General features: G+C 70.0%; 18 protein-coding genes. 10 read left to right on the forward strand and 8 right to left on the reverse strand.

Going from position 1 to position 15,587, the window contains the following annotated elements; all coding sequences use genetic code 11:
• Positions 1-19 precede the first annotated feature (19 nt).
• Positions 20-604 carry a TetR/AcrR family transcriptional regulator gene (locus HF024_RS02000; protein ID WP_168688454.1) on the reverse strand — a complete coding sequence of 195 codons (585 nt, stop codon included), beginning with the start codon at positions 602-604 and terminating at the stop codon, positions 20-22.
• A gap of 70 nt (positions 605-674) precedes the next feature.
• Complete coding sequence (locus HF024_RS02005; RefSeq protein ID WP_168688455.1) at positions 675-1,175, reverse strand: MarR family winged helix-turn-helix transcriptional regulator; 501 nt, start codon at positions 1,173-1,175, stop codon at positions 675-677.
• Positions 1,176-1,287: 112 nt separating this feature from the next.
• On the opposite strand from HF024_RS02005, the gene HF024_RS02010 reads away from it, so the two are divergent.
• Complete coding sequence (locus HF024_RS02010; RefSeq protein WP_210724001.1) at positions 1,288-2,208, forward strand: NADP-dependent oxidoreductase; 921 nt, start codon at positions 1,288-1,290, stop codon at positions 2,206-2,208.
• Between the two features lie 15 nt (positions 2,209-2,223).
• Here the strand turns inward: HF024_RS02010 and HF024_RS02015 are convergent, their stop codons facing one another.
• On the reverse strand, positions 2,224-2,820 hold the full coding sequence (locus HF024_RS02015; protein ID WP_168688456.1) for a TetR family transcriptional regulator: 597 nt from the start codon (positions 2,818-2,820) through the stop codon (positions 2,224-2,226).
• A gap of 86 nt (positions 2,821-2,906) precedes the next feature.
• Between HF024_RS02015 and HF024_RS02020 the strand changes: the two genes are divergently transcribed.
• Positions 2,907-3,665: an SDR family NAD(P)-dependent oxidoreductase gene (locus HF024_RS02020; RefSeq protein ID WP_168688457.1), complete on the forward strand. Its 759-nt coding sequence runs from the start codon at positions 2,907-2,909 to the stop codon at positions 3,663-3,665.
• A gap of 26 nt (positions 3,666-3,691) precedes the next feature.
• On the opposite strand, the gene HF024_RS02025 is transcribed toward HF024_RS02020, so the two are convergent.
• The gene (locus tag HF024_RS02025; RefSeq protein WP_168688458.1) at positions 3,692-4,327 is read right to left on the reverse strand and encodes an NAD(P)-binding domain-containing protein; all 636 of its coding nucleotides are present in this window, start codon (positions 4,325-4,327) and stop codon (positions 3,692-3,694) included.
• Positions 4,328-4,332: 5 nt separating this feature from the next.
• Positions 4,333-5,148, reverse strand: coding sequence for a DeoR/GlpR family DNA-binding transcription regulator (locus HF024_RS02030; RefSeq protein ID WP_168688459.1), 816 nt, complete (start codon positions 5,146-5,148; stop codon positions 4,333-4,335).
• Between the two features lie 109 nt (positions 5,149-5,257).
• On the opposite strand from HF024_RS02030, the gene melA reads away from it, so the two are divergent.
• From melA to HF024_RS02065, 7 genes are all read left to right on the forward strand, one after another.
• Entirely contained in the window at positions 5,258-6,571 is a 1,314-nt protein-coding gene (gene melA / locus HF024_RS02035) for an alpha-galactosidase (protein ID WP_168688460.1), read from the forward strand.
• 120 nt (positions 6,572-6,691) lie between these two features.
• Positions 6,692-7,573: an SIS domain-containing protein gene (locus HF024_RS02040; RefSeq protein WP_085369917.1), complete on the forward strand. Its 882-nt coding sequence runs from the start codon at positions 6,692-6,694 to the stop codon at positions 7,571-7,573.
• Positions 7,574-7,631: 58 nt separating this feature from the next.
• Entirely contained in the window at positions 7,632-8,951 is a 1,320-nt protein-coding gene (locus HF024_RS02045; protein ID WP_168688461.1) for an ABC transporter substrate-binding protein, read from the forward strand.
• A 13-nt stretch (positions 8,952-8,964) separates the two neighbouring features.
• Complete coding sequence (locus tag HF024_RS02050; protein WP_168688462.1) at positions 8,965-9,915, forward strand: sugar ABC transporter permease; 951 nt, start codon at positions 8,965-8,967, stop codon at positions 9,913-9,915.
• Positions 9,915-10,802: a carbohydrate ABC transporter permease gene (locus HF024_RS02055; RefSeq protein ID WP_168688463.1), complete on the forward strand. Its 888-nt coding sequence runs from the start codon at positions 9,915-9,917 to the stop codon at positions 10,800-10,802. The genes HF024_RS02050 and HF024_RS02055 overlap by 1 nt, the downstream gene beginning before the upstream one ends.
• Positions 10,799-11,755, forward strand: a complete 957-nt coding sequence (locus tag HF024_RS02060) for a carbohydrate kinase family protein (protein WP_210724002.1) — start codon at positions 10,799-10,801, stop codon at positions 11,753-11,755. The genes HF024_RS02055 and HF024_RS02060 overlap by 4 nt, the downstream gene beginning before the upstream one ends.
• 26 nt (positions 11,756-11,781) lie before the next feature.
• Positions 11,782-12,486 carry a HEAT repeat domain-containing protein gene (locus HF024_RS02065; protein WP_168688464.1) on the forward strand — a complete coding sequence of 235 codons (705 nt, stop codon included), beginning with the start codon at positions 11,782-11,784 and terminating at the stop codon, positions 12,484-12,486.
• Here the strand turns inward: HF024_RS02065 and HF024_RS02070 are convergent.
• From HF024_RS02070 to HF024_RS02080, 3 genes are all read right to left on the reverse strand, one after another.
• Complete coding sequence (locus tag HF024_RS02070; protein WP_168688465.1) at positions 12,480-13,523, reverse strand: glycoside hydrolase family 6 protein; 1,044 nt, start codon at positions 13,521-13,523, stop codon at positions 12,480-12,482. The two genes, HF024_RS02065 and HF024_RS02070, sit on opposite strands and share 7 nt — an antisense overlap.
• A gap of 63 nt (positions 13,524-13,586) precedes the next feature.
• A complete protein-coding gene (locus tag HF024_RS02075) occupies positions 13,587-13,787 on the reverse strand; it encodes a hypothetical protein (RefSeq protein ID WP_085369910.1) in 201 nt (66 codons plus the stop codon).
• A 61-nt stretch (positions 13,788-13,848) separates the two neighbouring features.
• Positions 13,849-14,721, reverse strand: a complete 873-nt coding sequence (locus tag HF024_RS02080) for a sigma-70 family RNA polymerase sigma factor (protein ID WP_168688466.1) — start codon at positions 14,719-14,721, stop codon at positions 13,849-13,851.
• A gap of 77 nt (positions 14,722-14,798) precedes the next feature.
• On the opposite strand from HF024_RS02080, the gene HF024_RS02085 reads away from it, so the two are divergent.
• Positions 14,799-15,584, forward strand: coding sequence for an NAD(P)H-binding protein (locus HF024_RS02085; protein ID WP_168688467.1), 786 nt, complete (start codon positions 14,799-14,801; stop codon positions 15,582-15,584).
• Positions 15,585-15,587 lie beyond the last annotated feature (3 nt).

The raw sequence follows: 15,587 nt of genomic DNA on the forward strand, positions 1-15,587 counted from the left end.
TCACTAAACCTCGCTGATCTCAAATCGACGCGTCTGCAGGCAGTCCCTTCGCGAGGAGGTCGGCGATCATGGCGGTCGCAGCATCCGGGTCGACGCCGTGGGTGACGAGCTGCACACCGGCGTTCAGGAGGCCCTGGATGAGGGTCGCGTGCGCATCCGGGTCGGGCACACCCGTCTCGCGGAGAAGGGTGTTGATGGGTCGCAGCAGCGTGGTGTGCAGGGCCATGATGTCGTCGTACTTGGTCGGCGAGATGTCCGCCTGCTGCAGGATGGACGCGATGGAGTGCTTTCCGTCCGCCGTCATGCGCATGGTCGCCTCGACGTACGCGCGCATCCGGTCGGACTCCGGAACGCCGGCCAGCGCTTCGTCGATCTCCTCCGCCCAGCGATCGAATGCCGCGATGGCGACGGCGGCCAGGATGTCGTCGCGGGAGCCGAAGTACTCGTAGAAGCTCGACCGCGCGAGTCCGGCGCGTTCGGCGATCGACCGCGGGGTGACCCCGGCGAGTCCGACGTCGACGAGGAGGTGTTCTGTCGCCGTCAGGAGGGCTGCGCGCTTCGCGACGCGATGCTCGGCGACGGTGGGGGCGGAGATCTTCGGCATCCGCTCATTATGCCTCCGTTGTCCAGGCGACCTTCTGGCCTGGGAGCATCGCCGGAGCGCGGAGCGGACCTCAGCGCGCCGCGCGGCGCCGCGGCGCAGCGGAACGGGGCGGGGCGGAGCGCATGTGGTCGCGGACCGCTCCCAGGATGCGTGCGAGCGCTTCGACGTCTGCCCGGGCAAGGGGCTCGTAGAGCAGCTCGTCGAGCACCGCGATGTGGCCGGGGAAGACGCGGGAGAGGACGTCGCGCCCGGCGTCGGTGATCGTGACGGTGGTGCTGCGTTCGTCGTCGGCCGATGGTGCGCGCGTCACCAGTCCGCGCTCGTCGAGCACCTGCGCCTGGTAGGTAAGGCCGCTGCGGCTGTAGACGACGCCGTCGGCGAGGTCGGTCATCCGGTGGCTGCCCGCCGGGGAGTCGCCGAGGCGTGCGAGCAGCTGGAACTGCACGTAGCTGAGGTCGCCGGCTTCGCGCAGCTGCTGTTCGACCGCGTGCCGGAGCAGGCTGCTGACCTCGATGAGCGCGAAGTAGGCGCCCAGCTCGGTCTGGTCGAGGGAGCGGGGCGATTGGGACATGCGGCAACTGTAACAGTTGCTACGAAGTCAAAGTAGTTGCTACGAATTCGAAGCAGTGCTATCGTCCCTCATGTGCTTCGGATTCGAAGCACCCAACGAGAGGACGATCACCATGAAGGCAGTGCGTTTCCACGAGTTCGGCGGACCGGATGTGCTCCGCTACGAAGAGGCGGACCGGCCCGTTGCCGGAGAGGGGCAGGTGCTCATCCGGGTGGCCGGCTCCGCAGTCAACCCCGCGGACAGCGGCATCCGGAGCGGCACGCTGCCCTTCCCGGTGACGCTGCCGCACGTCCCCGGCTACGACGTGTCAGGGACGGTCGAGGAGCTGGGCGACGGAGTCACCGGTTTCCGGGTCGGCGACGCGGTCGTCGGGTTCCTCCCGATGGGGGAGGACGGCTCCGCGGCCGAGTATGTCGTGGCGCCGGCGGCCGTGCTCGCTGCGGCTCCCTCGCGGATCCCGCTTCCGGATGCGGCCGCGCTGCCGTCGGTGGCGCTCACGGCCTGGCAGGCCCTGTTCGACCTCGCCGGCCTCCAGGGTGGTCAGCGCCTGCTGATCGTCGGAGCCGGGGGAGCGGTCGGCGGGTACGCCATCCAGCTCGCGAAGCGGGCGGGAGCACACGTGATCGCCACGGCCAGCCCGCGCAGCAGGGCGAGTGTGCTGGCGGCCGGAGCGGACGAGGTGATCGATCACACCGCATCCGGGATCGTCGAGTCGGTCCGCGAGCCGGTCGACGTGCTGCTGAACCTCGCGCCGATCAGCGAGGAGCAGTTCGAGGCGCTCGTTCCCCTGGTGCGCGACGGCGGCATCGTCGTCGCGACGACCGCGTGGATGACGACGCCGGGCGACGACACCCGGGGTGTGCGCACGGCCGGAGTCTTCGTCGAAGCCAGGGCGGACCAGCTGGCGCAGCTGGTGGCACTCGTCGACAGCGGAGAGCTGGCCGTCGAGGTCGCCAAGCGTGTTCCGCTGAGCGAGCTGCCGGAGGTCGCGGCCGGGGAGATTCGCGGGAAGGTCGTCGTGGTTCCGCAGTGACGGGAGAACGGATGGTCAGCGGCGGGCTGGTGACGCCAGCCGCCGCGCCGCCTCCACCACGAAGCCGCGCCGTGCCGCGCGCTCAGCCTGGTCGTCCGGGCCTGCACCGGTGATCATCTCGGCCAGCTGAGGCACCGTCTGCCACCACGCCGCCAGTGCGATCAGGGAGAAGACGAGGTGAGCGGGATCGATCGCCTGGTCGATCAAGCCGTCACGCTGGGCGGCGGCGAAGCGAGCCACCTTCTCGCGGTAGTGCTCCGTGCGCACCTCGGCGTGGGCGGGCGGCCCGGACTGCAGGCCCTCCCACTGCAGCAGGCGGCCGAGCTCCGGATGCGCCGAGTGGTAGTCGTAGGTCGCACCGGCGAACTCGCCGATGTCGTCCAGCCCGGCCCCGGTGAGGGTGACGGCGGCGGACAGTCGCTCCAGCTCGGTGGTCAGCACCAGGTTCCAGAGGGCCTCCTTGTCGCCGAAGTAGCGGTAGAGCCTCTCCTTGTTGACACCGGACCGGGAGGCGATGGCGGCCACGGTCGTACCCTCGAAGCCGTGTTCGGCGAACTCGACGAGAGCGGCGTCGCGGAGTCGGCGCTGCGTGCCGTCGGTGTCCCATGCCATCCTCACAGAATACCAACTTGTGGGTTGGAGATGAGCCGAATGGGGTTAGAATCCAACCACACCGTTGGAGTTGGAAAGGAAGCATCATGACAGACATCGACCGTCTCCCCGACGCGATCAGGCCGCCGGAACCCGGCCTGATTGCACTCGTCACCGGAGCGAACAGCGGCATCGGACTGGAAACAGCGCGACACCTGATCGGTCTCGGCGTGACCGTCTGGGTCGGAGCACGCCACCTCGGCAAAGGGCAGACGGCCGCCGCCGAACTGGGCTCGTCCGCGCACGCCGTGCAGCTGGATGTGACGGACCCGTCATCGGTCGAGGCGGCCGTTCTCCAGGTCGGGTCAGTGGACATCCTGGTCAACAACGCGGGCGTGAACCCCGGCGGGGAGGACATCGACGGCACCAGCATCGAGCAGTTCCGCGTCGCGTACGAGACGAACGTGTTCGGCCTCATCGGCGTTACGCAGGCGTTCCTCCCCGCGCTGCGGAGGTCGGAGCACCCGCGCATCGTCAACGTGTCCAGCGGAACGGGATCGCTCACCTGGAACAGCGGCCAGAACCCCCAGTTCGACTGGGAGCGGGTCAAGGGCGGCGGGATCGCGTACCGGAGCTCGAAGACGGCCGTCAACGCCGTCACGCTGCTCATGGCTCAGGCGCTCGGCGAGAGCGTCAAGGTGAACGCCCTCGCGCCCGGGCTGCGCCGTACCAATCTCGTCGCCGGGATGTCGGTCGGCGGAGACCCGGCGGAGGCTGCCGCGGGAGCCGTGCGGCTCGCACTCCTCCCGGACGACGGCCCGACGGGAGCGCTCTGGTCCTGGGACGGCACCCGCGCGCCCTGGTAGCCGACGGCCCCGGCGGCACGGCCCCGTCAGGCCGGGGGCACCGCCGACAACCGTGTCGCGACAGCGGCAGCGAACCCGGATGCGACCATCGCCACCTCGAAGCCGGCGACGGCCTCCAGGTGCCTGGCCATGCGCAGCGAACCGACATCCACGGGGGCCGTGCCCAGCTCGCGGGCGAGCGCGATGACGAGGGCGGCGGCCTCTGCGTCGTCGGACGCGATGAACGTCTGCGGCGGCTCTGAGCCCGCTGCGGACGGGAGGGCGAGGAGTTCGGCGTACACGGTGTTGAACGCCTTGACCACGCGCGCACCGGGAGCGGCATCGGCGATCCGCTCGGCGAGGGACGGGCCGCCGGCGTATCGGCTCTCCCAGTGCGGGGGATCGAGCGGGTTGCCGAGGTCGATCAGCACGGCGCCGTCGAGCACCTCGCTGAGCCCGGCGACCACGTCGACCGCCACGGGATCGTGAACGGCCACGATGACCACCTCGCATGCCGCAGCATCCCGGTATCCGGTGCCGTGCGCATCCCCGCCGATGTCGCGCGCGACGGCGGCTGCGCGCTGCGCGTCCCTGCTGCCGATCACGGCGGTGTGCCCTGCCTGCACGAGGCGGGCGCCGATGGCTCTGGTCATCGGGCCGGTGCCGAGGAGTCCGACGCGCATCCCGGTCACTCCTCGTCCGCGATGACGATCTGCACGCCGGCAGTGCGCAGGCGTTCCAGCTCGGCGGGGTCGGCCGAGCTGTCGGTGATGAGCAGCTCCATCTCGGCGGCGTCGGCGATCTGGGCGAGTGCGACGGTGCCGATCTTCGACCCGTCGGCGACGACGACCGTGCGCTGGGCCTTCGCGACCATCGCGCGGTTGGTCCGAGCCTCCGTCTCGTCGTGCGTGGTGACGCCGGCGGAGGCGCTGACGCCGTCCGCCCCGAGGATGGCGGTGCCGACGTTGACGGCGTTGAAGGTGCTCTCGGCAAGGGCTCCGACGAGTTCGAGGGACTCGGGGCGCAGGAACCCGCCGGTCATGGCGAGCCGCACGCCCGCGTAGCCGGAGAGCAGGTTCGCGATGGTGAGCGAGTTGGTCACTACGGTGATGTCCCGGTGGTTGGCGAGGGCCCTGGCGACGCTCGCCGTCGTCGTGCCGCCGCCCAGCGCGACCACGTGGCGCTCCGACGGCAGGCGCCGCAGCATCGCGCGAGCGATGGCACGCTTCGCCTCCTGGAACCGGGTGTCCCGCAGCACGACGGGGAGTTCCCTGCGGCGCTCCAGCGCTGACGCTCCTCCGTGGGTGCGCAGCAGGAGGTTCTGGTCGGCGAGGTCGGAGAGGTCCCTGCGGGCGGTGGCTGCGGAGATCCCGAGCGTGTCGGAGAGTTCGGTCAGGCCGATGGTGCCGTGCTCGGTGACCAGATCCAGGATGGCCACCAGCCGTTCGGCGCGCCGTCCCGTGGTGACGCGGGCGATCAGTGACTCGGTGGTCGGAGGGAGCATGGTCGCCCCTTTCAGCGTCGGCGGTGAAACGATCACTCGTTCTGAGCACTTTATTCGCGATTCGCTCATTCTGTTGCGCAGAGTTGACACAGTACCGCAGGATCGCTCCATGCCACAGATTGTCTTCCTCGGCGCAGGTAGCGTCGTCTTCACCCGCCAGCTGCTCGCCGACCTCTACCGGTTCGACGACCTTCCGACCCTGCGCATCGTGCTCCACGACATCGACGAGGAACGCCTCGAAGTCGCCCGCGGCACAGCAGAGCAGGTCGCGGCCCGCTTCGGCCGCGAGACGGAGATCGTCGCCACGCTGGACCGCCGTGCGGCGCTGGCCGGCGCGGACTTCGTGATCAACATGATCCAGGTGGGCGGCATCGCAGCCACCCGCGTCGACCTCGAAGTCCCCGCGGCGGCCGGACTCCTGCAGACGATCGGCGACACCACCGGCGTCGGCGGGGTCTTCCGTGGCCTGCGCACGTTCCCCGTGCTCTCCGGCATCGCCGCCGACATGACGGAACTGTGCCCGGACGCCTGGTTCCTCAACTACACCAACCCGATGGCCATGAACGTCTGGTGGATGTCCGTGGTCGCCCCCGGCATCAAGACCGTCGGCCTCTGCCACAGCGTCTACTGGACGGTCCACGACCTCTGCGAGCTGATCGGCCTGCCGATGGAGGGCACCCACTACCGCGCGGCCGGCGTGAACCACCAGGCCTGGCTCGTCGAGTGGTCGCGCGACGGGGAAGACCTCTACCCGCTGCTGCGCGCGGCGATCGAGAAGGACCCGGAGCTGCTGCGCCGCGTGCGCGTCGAGATCTTCCGCCGCATCGGCTTCTACCCGACGGAGACGAGCGAGCACTCGTCCGAGTACCTCGACTGGTTCCTGCGGTCGCCGGAGCAGATCGAGCGCTTCCGGCTGCGCCCGCTCGAGTACATCGGCATCTCCGAGGAGAACGTCGCGGAGTTCGAGCACGCGAAGGCGGCGCTGGCCGTCGGAGACGACCTGGAGCTCGAGGAGGGTGCTGCGGAGTACGCGCCGCAGGTCATCCACTCGATCCTCACGGGCACCGAGCGCATCATCCATGCGAACGTCGTGAACCGCGGTCTCATCGACAACCTGCCGGAAGGCGCGGTGGTCGAGGTGCCGAGCCGCGTGGATGCCGACGGCGTGCATCCCCTGCCGTTCGGCGCCATCCCGGTGCAGGGCGCAGCGCTCAACCGTACATACCTCTCCGTCGCCGAGCTGGCGATCGAGGCGGCGAAGACGGGCGACCCCGAACTGGTCCGCCGTGCCGTGCTGACCGACCCGAACGCGTCGTCGTCGCTGACCCCCGAGCAGATCTGGGAGCTCTGCGACGAGCTCACCGCGCGCCACGCATCCTTCCTCCCTGTCGCTCTCGGCGGCACATTGGAAACCTCCCTGTAACAAACAATCACAACGAGTGAGCGATATGCGCATTGTGATTGTCAATCGCTCACTTGCCATCAAGGATGAAGCCAGCGCGCACCGTCGCGCAGCACCACCCATGACCCACAGGAGCAACTCGTGTCACTGACGTCCGTCGAAATCGCCAGCCAGCCGGCCATCTGGCGGGAGGCCATCGAGAGCAGGTCCGCCGTCGCGGACGAGCTGCTCGCCCTGCCGGGCTCGCGGGTCCTCGTGCTCGGCTGCGGCACCAGCGCCTTCCTCGCGGAGTCGTACGCCGCGCTGCGTGAGCGCGCCGGACTCGGTGTGACGGACGCCGCGTACGCGTCGGAGCCGTGGCCATGGCGCGACTACGACGCCGTCGTGCTGCTCAGCCGCTCGGGCACGACCACCGAGGTGATCGAGGCGCTGGACATCATCCCCGAGGGCGTGCGCACCATCGCCGTGACCGGCGTGGCGGACTCGCCCCTCGCGGCCAGGGTCGACGATGTGTTGCTGCTCGACTTCGCCGACGAGAAGTCGGTCGTGCAGACGCGCTTCCCCACCACCTTCCTCCTGCTCGCGCGGCACGCGCTCGGCGAGGACGTGTCCGGCCTGCCGGACGAGGTGGATGCGCGCCTCGCCGCCCCGCTCGGCATCGAGACCGGCGCCCTCTCCCACTTCGTCTACCTCGGCAGCGGCTGGACGTACGGGCTCGCCCAGGAGGCAGCGCTGAAGATCAGGGAGGCCGCGCAGGCCTGGTCGGAGTCGTACCCGGCGCTCGACTACCGGCACGGACCGCTCGCGGTGGCCGACGAGCGCTCGATCGTCTGGATCCTCGGGGATGCGGAGCCGAGCCTGGTGGCCGACATCGAGCGCACCGGGGCCCTGGTGCGCACGTCCACGGGCGACCCGCTCGTCGAGCTCGCAGACGCACAGCGCCTCGCCGTCGCGATCGCCGAGCAGCGCGGACTCGACCCGGACAACCCGCGCCTCCTGACGCGCTCCATCGTGCTGGGCTGACAGAGCGTCCCCAGACCCGAACATCCCGAACAGCAGAACTCGAGAAGAGGAACCGACGATGATTGCTCCACTCACGAAGCGGATACTCCGCACCACCGGCATCCTGGCGGCGGCAGCAGTGGTGACCGCTCTGGCCGGATGCAGTGGCTCGCAGGGAGCGACCACTCTCGACACCAAGGCCAAGGTGACCATCCAGGTGTGGTCCGGTCAGTCCGACGCCGCGGAGAAGATCGTCGAGTCGCTGGCGAAGGAGTTCGAGAAGCTCCACCCGAACGTCAACGTGGACCTCTCGCCCGGCGCGTCGTCGACCGACCAGCTGCTGCAGAAGCTGTCCGCCGGATTCGCGGGCGACCAGTATCCGGACATGTCGTACGCGTTCGGCTCGTGGGCCGGCCAGCTCGAATCGTCCGGGCGCACGCTCGACATCTCCGCCGAGGTGAAGAAGCCGGACGTGAAGTGGGACGAGTTCACCGAGGCCGCTCGCGGCACGGCGCAGCCCAGCGGCAAGAAGGTCATCGGGTTCCCCGCGGTCGTCGACAACATCGGGCTGCTCTACAACAAGACCCTGTTCGACAAGGCGGGGATGGCCTATCCGACCAAGGACTGGACCTGGGACGACTTCCGCGCCGCGGCGAAGAAGCTCACCGACCCCGCGAACCACGTCTACGGCTACGGATACTCCGTCTCCGGCAGCGAGGAGACGACCTGGCAATTCTGGCCGCACCTGTGGCAGAACGGCGGCAGCATCCTGAACGACGCGGGCACGAAATCGGAGTTCGCGTCATCCGCCGGTGTCGACGCGCTCACCTTCCTGCAGTCGATGGCCGTCGACGACAAGAGCGTCTACCTCGACCAGACGGACACCAAGTTCGGGCAGCTCTTCACGAGCGACCGCATCGGGATGATCACCTCCGGCCCGTGGCAGCTCTCCGACCTGAAGACCGGCGGCACCAAGTACGGGGTGGTGCAGCTGCCCGGCACGGACGGCGACCACCAGACGGTGTCCGGCCCGGACATCTGGGCCCTGTTCGACCACAAGGACAAGAACCGCGCATACTGGGCGACCCAGTTCGCGCAGTGGCTCACCTCCGCCGAGCAGGACGAGCGCTTCAACGTGGCCCTCGGCAACCTGCCGCTCCGCTCCTCCGAGGCCGACTCGGATGCCGTGAAGAAGGAAGCGGCCGCCTTCCCCGGCTACGAGGTCTTCGTCGCCAACTCGGCGAACGTGAAGAACACGCGCCCCACCTCCACGGGCTACGCGGCGCTCTCCGTGGCCATCGGCAAGTCGATCTCCAGCGTGCTGCAGGGCGACGGCGAACCCAAGAGCGCCCTCGAACAGGCTGCGAAGACCGCCGACCAGGCGCTGAACAAGAAGTAGCGGGGTCTCGTTCATGACAGACAGCACCGCACGAACGCTCGGCCGGCCGGGCGCGTCCTCCGACGCGACCCGGCCGCGCCGGGCCAAGCGCCCTGGATTCGCCGCCTCGCTCACCGGCTGGGGGTTCGTCGCCCCCGCGACGATCATCATCCTCGGCCTCTCCATCTTCCCCGCACTGTGGGCGTTCGTCCTGTCCTTCCAGAGCTGGGACGGCTTCAGCGAGGCCACCTGGGTCGGCGGCGAGAACTACGCGAACCTGGTGACGGACGCCGACTTCGGCAACTCCGTCCTCAACACGCTCGGATTCACGCTGCTGTTCGTGCCGGCCTCGGTGCTGCTCGGCCTGTTCCTCGCCGTCGCGCTCAACCGCCGAATCCGGTGGATGGGGTTCTACCGCACCGCGATCTTCGTCCCGTTCGTCGCATCGGCGGCGTCCACCGGCATCCTCTCCACCTACCTGTTCAGCCCGCAGTTCGGACTGGTCAACAACATCCTGAGGGTGCTGCACCTGCCGCAGCAGGGCTGGCTCGACGACCCGCACCAGGCCATGCTCGTGATCGCGATCATGTCGCTCTGGGGCTCGGCGGCGTTCACCACCGTGATCTACCTGGCCGCGCTGCAGGATGTGCCTGCCGACCTCATCGAGGCGGCGCGCATCGACGGCGCGAACCCGTGGCAGACGTTCTGGCGCATCGTCTGGCCGCAGCTGGCTCCGGTGACGGTGTTCGTCTGCATCTGGCAGACCATCCAGGCCATCCAGCTGTTCGACCTGGTGTACACGACCACGCGCGGCGGGCCGCTGGATGCGACGAGGACGATCGTCTACTTCCTCTACGACAAGGCGTTCCACGCCCTGCAGTTCGGCTACGGCTCGGCCGCCGCGTACGTGCTGTTCGCGGCCACCCTGCTCATCACGATCGGCGTCGTGATCTTCCAGCGGCGCCGCGGTTCGGAGGCGTTCTGATGGCGACGATTCTCGACGAGGTCTCCCAGGCCTCCGATCAGGTGGCGAGGGAAACCACGCGCGGCGCAGGCAAGCGCACCAAGATGAGCGGGTGGCACTTCGTGCTGTTCCCGATCGCGATCCTGTTCCTGGTGCCGTTCCTGCAGATGGCGCTCGCGTCGTTCTCCCCGGCCAAGGAGCTGGTGGCGTTCCCTCCGCCGTTCGTGCCGTCGCACTTCACCATCGACGGCTACGTGAAGCTGTTCGGCCAGACGGACATCCTGCTCTGGCTCGGCAACACGGTGATCGTGTCCGCGACCGCGATCGTCTCCAACATCGTGCTCTGCTCGCTGGCGGGATACGGGTTCGCCCGGCTGAAGTTCGCCGGGCGCAACTTCGGCTTCCTGATGATCCTCGCGACCATCATGATCCCGACGCAGCTGCTGATGATCCCCACGTACATCCTCTTCGCCAAGCTCGGACTCCTGAACGGGCTGGGCGCGGCGATCGTGCCGTGGCTGGCGACCGCGTTCGGGATCTTCCTGATGCGGCAGTTCTTCCTCAGCCTGCCCGCCGAGCTGGAGGAGGCGGGAGCCATCGACGGCTGCAACCGCTGGCAGATCTTCTTCAGGATCGTGCTGCCGCTCGCCCGTCCAGCGCTCGCCACGCTCGCGATCTTCACCCTGCTGGGCGCCTGGAACGACCTGGTCTGGCCGCTCATCGCGATCAACAACCAGTCGTCGTTCACCCTGCAGCTGGGCATCGCGAACTTCCAGGGAGCGCACCAGACGGACTGGAGCCTGATCATGGCGGGCAACGTGATCGCCACGCTGCCGCTGATCCTGTTCTTCCTGTTCGCGCAGCGCCAGTTCATCGCGACCATGACGTTCTCCGGGCTGAAAGGGTGAGCGCCGGGCATCCACCGGTCGATGTGCTCGTGGTGGGGGACGCCAACCCCGACCTGCTGCTCACCGGCGACACCGTTCCCCGCTTCGGCCAGGCGGAGCAGCTGCTCGACTCCGCCGACCTGCTGCTCGGCGGCAGTGCGGCGATCGTGGCCTGCGGGCTGGCGAGACTCGGGATGCGCACGGCGCTCGCCGCGGTGGTCGGCGACGACCAGTTCGGCGCGTTCGTGCGCGACCGGCTGCGCGAGGCCGGCGTGGACGACACGGCCGTCGCGACGGATCCCGCCGTGCCGACCGGGCTGTCCGTCGTGCTCTCCGAGCCGGGCGACCGGGCGATCCTGACGCTGCCAGGCACCATCCCGTCGCTCACTCCGGAGGCGGTCCTTGCCGCGGTCGCCACGCTGCGCCCGCGCCACGTGCACATCGCGTCGTACTTCCTGCAGCCGGGCCTCGCCGCCCAGCTGCCTGCCCTGCTCGACGACCTCGCGGCGCAGGGCATCACGGCCAGCATCGACACGAACTGGGACCCGGCGGAGGACTGGAACGGCCTCGCGGACGTGCTCAGCCGCGTCGCAGTGTTCCTGCCCAACCGTGAGGAGGCGCTCGCGATCGGCTCGGCCGTGCTCGGGCATCCGGTCACCGCCCTGGGCGTCGCGGCCTCCGGGCTGTCCGCGCTCGGCTGCCGGGTGGTGGTGAAGGCCGGAGCGGACGGCGGGATCGCGTTCGACGACGGCGAGGAGTCCGCGACCGCCCCCGGACTCGTGGTGGAGGTCTCCGACACGACGGGGGCGGGCGACAGCTTCGACGCCGGCTACCTCGCGGCCATGCTCGGCGGCGTGGCGACCGAGGAGGAGCGACTGCGCTGGGCCGCTGCTGCCGGATCGCTGTCCGTGCGCGGGCGCGGAGGGACGGGCGCGCAGGCGACCGCCGCGGAGCTACGGGCGGCGCTCAGCTGAGAGACCCCCACCGCTATGCTCTGGCCATGCGCGCTGAGGATTGGGTGGGGGAGCTGCAGGAACTCGGGAAGCCGGAATGGCCCCGGTATCTCGAGGAGCATTCGGGTCTTCCCGGTCCCCGCGCCAACCTCCCGCTGGCGGACGCGGTCGCGAAGGTCGCCGACCGGGAGGCGGTGGAGGTGCTCCTCGCGTCGGGCGGCGAGTATCCCGTGATGTGCGCGGCCGCCGCGCTGGGCGCGCGCGCCGACGACCCGGCCGACGAGAAGGCGGCGCGCGAGCTGGCGGCGGACGAGCGGTGGCGGGTGCGCGAAGGCGTCGCGATCGGGCTGCAGCACCTGGGCGACCGGGCCCTGTCGGAGCTGATCGCGATCGTGCGGCAGTGGGTGGAGGACGGTGACCCGCTGGTGCAGCGCGCAGCGGTCGCAGCGCTGTGTGAGCCGAGGCTGTTGCGCGCACCGGAGGCGGCGGCCGCCGCCGTCGACGCCTGCCGCACCGCGACGGCCGGCCTCGCCGCCCTGCCGGACGACCGTCGCAAGCAACCGGATGCGCGGACCCTGCGGCAGGCGCTCGGCTACTGCTGGAGCGTCGCGGTCGCCGCCGACCCCGGAGCGGGCATCCCCGCTTTCATCGCCCTGGACACCGCACAGCCGGACATCGCGTGGATCGCGGCGGAGAACCGGAAGAAGAAGCGGCTCGCGTCCCTACTGTCGTCCGCTTCGACCGGTCACTGACCGCGGCCGCGCACCAACGCCTCCGCGCCGCTCTCGAACCAGGCGCCCGCCGCCGGGCCGCCGTTGCACTGGCCGTCGCTCGTGCCCGGATGTTTCACCCAGAGCAGGGCGTCGAGTTTGGACGTCGGGGATTGCGTGATCTGCGGGTTCTGGCCGAGGGCTGCGCCAGGAGGGTTGCACCAGCCGCCCGTCCAGCCATTGCCGTTCCGGGAGACGTCGATGACGAAGTGCTTCCAGCCGACCCTCGACGACAGCTTGCCCGCATACGTGCGCTCGGACTGCGTCGTGTCGAAATTGGAGACGTTCGTGAAGAAGCCGGTCGCCTGCGCGATGCCGGCCGAGGTGAGGTATCCCGCCTGCACATCCGGGGTCAGCCAGCGGGCGTTCCCGCCGTCCAAGTAGGTGCTCAGCCCGGCAGCGGCCAGAATCCCGACGGCCGAACGGATGAGGGGCAGCCTCACGTCGGCGACCCCGGCGCATTTCGCGCTCGGCAGCATGGAGAGTGAGTCCGGCTCGATCAGGACGACCGCCCTGCTTCCGCTGAGTGCCGCAGCGACCCGGCGATTCCAGTCGAGATAGGTCGCCGGCGTGAGGCCACCCGCGGAGTAGCCTCCGCAGTCGCGATCGGGCACGGCGTATGTGACGAACACTGGGGTCGCCCCCTGCGCGGCTGCGGCCTTCAGATGCCGCTGGATCACTGTGTCCAGCATGGCCGGGCTGTACCACTCACCCAGCCAGACGGCCGTCGGCTGGCTCGCGATCTGCTCGATCATGGCGGCGGTGGCGGTATCGCCGGATGCGGTCAACCGATCGGCCACCCGGCGGGCGTCGCTGTACGGGTCGAGGTAGAGCCGCTTCCCGAACGCAGCGGCTGCGGCGGACGGGGAGGGAGGCGGCGTCGGTGCAGCGGTCGGCGACGGAGAGGCCGATGCCGTCGACGCCGTGGCCGCGCGGGGCGCCGACGGTGTCGCGAGTGTCGTCGCCAGCGCGGCCGCAGCGACGACGGCTCCGAGGAGGATCCCGATCGCTGTGCGCATACCGGGAACTATCGGCCGCATCCCGCGACCGGTCACACTCTTCCGCTGACGGGCCAGGATCGGTCACCGCGCCCGGCGGCGACGGACGAGGCCGAACACGATCAGGGCCAGCCCCACGACCAGCAGGATCGGGCCGACGGTTCCCCAGAGCGGCGACCCGCTCATCGCCGAACCGCGCAGCACGTTGAGCCCCTGCAGTGTCCACACCAGTCCGACGATGCCCAGGATCGCGCCAGGCACGACGAACGGCCAACTGCGTTTCATGAGGCAACTGTAGACCGGGCGAGACCGTGTGTCAGCGGTCTCGCCCGGTCCGCCGTCCCGCTCAGCCGCCGAGCGCGCCCAGCACATCCAGTTCCGCCAGGCGGGCCGGGTCGGCCAGCACGTCGAGGCCGACGATGTGGTCCCCGACGATGTCGAACGCCATGATCGAGGCGACCACGCCGTTCAGCACGGCGGCGACGCCCGGTCGGCCGCCGATCACGATCGGCGTGGAGTGCGCGGCGAGGCGGCCGGAGAGCACGGCCTGCTCCGCGATGGACTGCGCGCCCTCGACGAGCTGCGTGCTGGTTCCGTAGTCGGCGCGGAGCACCGCTCCCGTGTCGAGCAGGGAGAGCAGCGCGGTGAGGTCGCCGGTGCTGGCGGCCGTGAGCCACGCATCCACCACCTGCCGCGTATGCCCGCGTTCCGGATGCGCAGGCTCCTCCGCACCGCGCACCCGGCGCCGTGCCCGGGAGGCGAGCTGTCTCGCGGCGGCGGGCGTCTTGTCGAGCACCGTCGCGATCTCGTGGAACGACTGGCCGAAGACGTCGTGCAGCACCAGGGCGATGCGCTCGGCGGGCGACAGCGTTTCCAGCAGAACCAGCAGTGCGGTGCTGATGCGGTCGCTCTCCTCCGCCAGCTCCGCGGGGTCGAGCTCGACGGCGACGGGCTCGTCCCGCCACGGTTCGACCTGCCAGGAGCGTTCGCGCAGGCGGCGCGGGGCGCGCAGCATGTCGAGGCTCACCCGGGAGACCACCGTGGTCAGCCAAGCCTCCAGATTGTCGATGCCTGCGACGTCCGCGCGTGCGAGTCTGAGCCAGGTCTCCTGCACGGCATCGTCGGCGTCTGCGTCGGAGCCGAGCAGGCGGATCGCGATGGCCTTCAGCCGCCGCCGCTCCGTCTCGAATCGCCTCGCCAGGAATTTCTGGTCGGCCATGTCACATCTCCTCGGTCGTGATCGTCGGTATGTCGACGAGGGATCGCCCTCGGATGTGACATGAAAGGCAGACAACCATGAATGCTCCCCTGCTCGTGACGGGCGGCACCGGCACCATCGGCAGCCGCGTCGTCCCCCTGCTCAAGGCCGCCGGTCACGAGGTGCGGGTGCTCTCCCGCCACCCGCGCACCGGCGAGCCAGGAGTCCAGCATGTCGAAGCGGACACCGTCGGCGGCGCCGGACTCGCCGCGGCGTTCGACGGCGTCGAGGTGGTGCTGCACCTCGCCGGAGGGGCGAAGGGCGACGACGTCGCAGCGCGCAACGTGGCGACCGCGGCCCGGGATGCGGGAGTGCGGCACTTGCTCCTCATCTCGGTGGTCGGTGCCGACCGGATGCCGATCGGATACTTCCGCGCCAAGGCGGAGGCCGAGCGGATCATCGCCGGCTCCGGCGTGCCGTGGACGGTGCTGCGGGCGGCGCAACTGCACGACTTCGTGCTGCCTGTGGTGCGGGGGATGGCGAAGCTGCCGCTGCTCCCTTCCCCCGGCGGCCTGCGGTTCGAGCCCGTCGACGTCGACGCGGTCGCCGTCCGCCTCGCCGAACTCGCGCTCGCAGAGCCTGCCGGACGCGTCGCCGACATCGCGGGACCGGAGGTGCTCGACATCCGCCAGCTCGCGGAGGCGTACGCCGCGGCGAACGGCCGGAAGACCCGGGCGCGCCTGCCCATCCGCATCCCCGGGGCGGTCGGTCGCGCATACCGGGCAGGCGAGAACCTGGCGGGCGACGGCGCGCTGTGCGGAGGGCGCACCTGGCGTGAGTACCTGGAAGAGCTCGCCGCGACGGCCGCGCCGGTGCCATCATGACCA

The sequence above is a fragment of the Leifsonia sp. PS1209 genome, from assembly GCF_012317045.1.
Taxonomy (GTDB): Bacteria; Actinomycetota; Actinomycetes; order Actinomycetales; family Microbacteriaceae; genus Leifsonia.

What these genes read in the sequence shown, in the direction of transcription:
- HF024_RS02055 (WP_168688463.1), top strand. Translation starts at nt 9,915, where the DNA reads ATGGCGACGATTCTCGACGAGGTCTCCCAGGCCTCCGATCAGGTGGCG.
- HF024_RS02030 (WP_168688459.1), bottom strand. Translation starts at nt 5,148, where the DNA reads ATGCTCCCTCCGACCACCGAGTCACTGATCGCCCGCGTCACCACGGGA.
- HF024_RS02050 (WP_168688462.1), top strand. Translation starts at nt 8,965, where the DNA reads ATGACAGACAGCACCGCACGAACGCTCGGCCGGCCGGGCGCGTCCTCC.
- melA (WP_168688460.1), top strand. Translation starts at nt 5,258, where the DNA reads ATGCCACAGATTGTCTTCCTCGGCGCAGGTAGCGTCGTCTTCACCCGC.
- HF024_RS02020 (WP_168688457.1), top strand. Translation starts at nt 2,907, where the DNA reads ATGACAGACATCGACCGTCTCCCCGACGCGATCAGGCCGCCGGAACCC.
- HF024_RS02085 (WP_168688467.1), top strand. Translation starts at nt 14,799, where the DNA reads ATGAATGCTCCCCTGCTCGTGACGGGCGGCACCGGCACCATCGGCAGC.
- HF024_RS02015 (WP_168688456.1), bottom strand. Translation starts at nt 2,820, where the DNA reads ATGGCATGGGACACCGACGGCACGCAGCGCCGACTCCGCGACGCCGCT.
- HF024_RS02005 (WP_168688455.1), bottom strand. Translation starts at nt 1,175, where the DNA reads ATGTCCCAATCGCCCCGCTCCCTCGACCAGACCGAGCTGGGCGCCTAC.
- HF024_RS02065 (WP_168688464.1), top strand. Translation starts at nt 11,782, where the DNA reads ATGCGCGCTGAGGATTGGGTGGGGGAGCTGCAGGAACTCGGGAAGCCG.
- HF024_RS02080 (WP_168688466.1), bottom strand. Translation starts at nt 14,721, where the DNA reads ATGGCCGACCAGAAATTCCTGGCGAGGCGATTCGAGACGGAGCGGCGG.
- HF024_RS02000 (WP_168688454.1), bottom strand. Translation starts at nt 604, where the DNA reads ATGCCGAAGATCTCCGCCCCCACCGTCGCCGAGCATCGCGTCGCGAAG.
- HF024_RS02075 (WP_085369910.1), bottom strand. Translation starts at nt 13,787, where the DNA reads ATGAAACGCAGTTGGCCGTTCGTCGTGCCTGGCGCGATCCTGGGCATC.
- HF024_RS02045 (WP_168688461.1), top strand. Translation starts at nt 7,632, where the DNA reads ATGATTGCTCCACTCACGAAGCGGATACTCCGCACCACCGGCATCCTG.
- HF024_RS02010 (WP_210724001.1), top strand. Translation starts at nt 1,288, where the DNA reads ATGAAGGCAGTGCGTTTCCACGAGTTCGGCGGACCGGATGTGCTCCGC.
- HF024_RS02025 (WP_168688458.1), bottom strand. Translation starts at nt 4,327, where the DNA reads ATGCGCGTCGGACTCCTCGGCACCGGCCCGATGACCAGAGCCATCGGC.
- HF024_RS02070 (WP_168688465.1), bottom strand. Translation starts at nt 13,523, where the DNA reads ATGCGCACAGCGATCGGGATCCTCCTCGGAGCCGTCGTCGCTGCGGCC.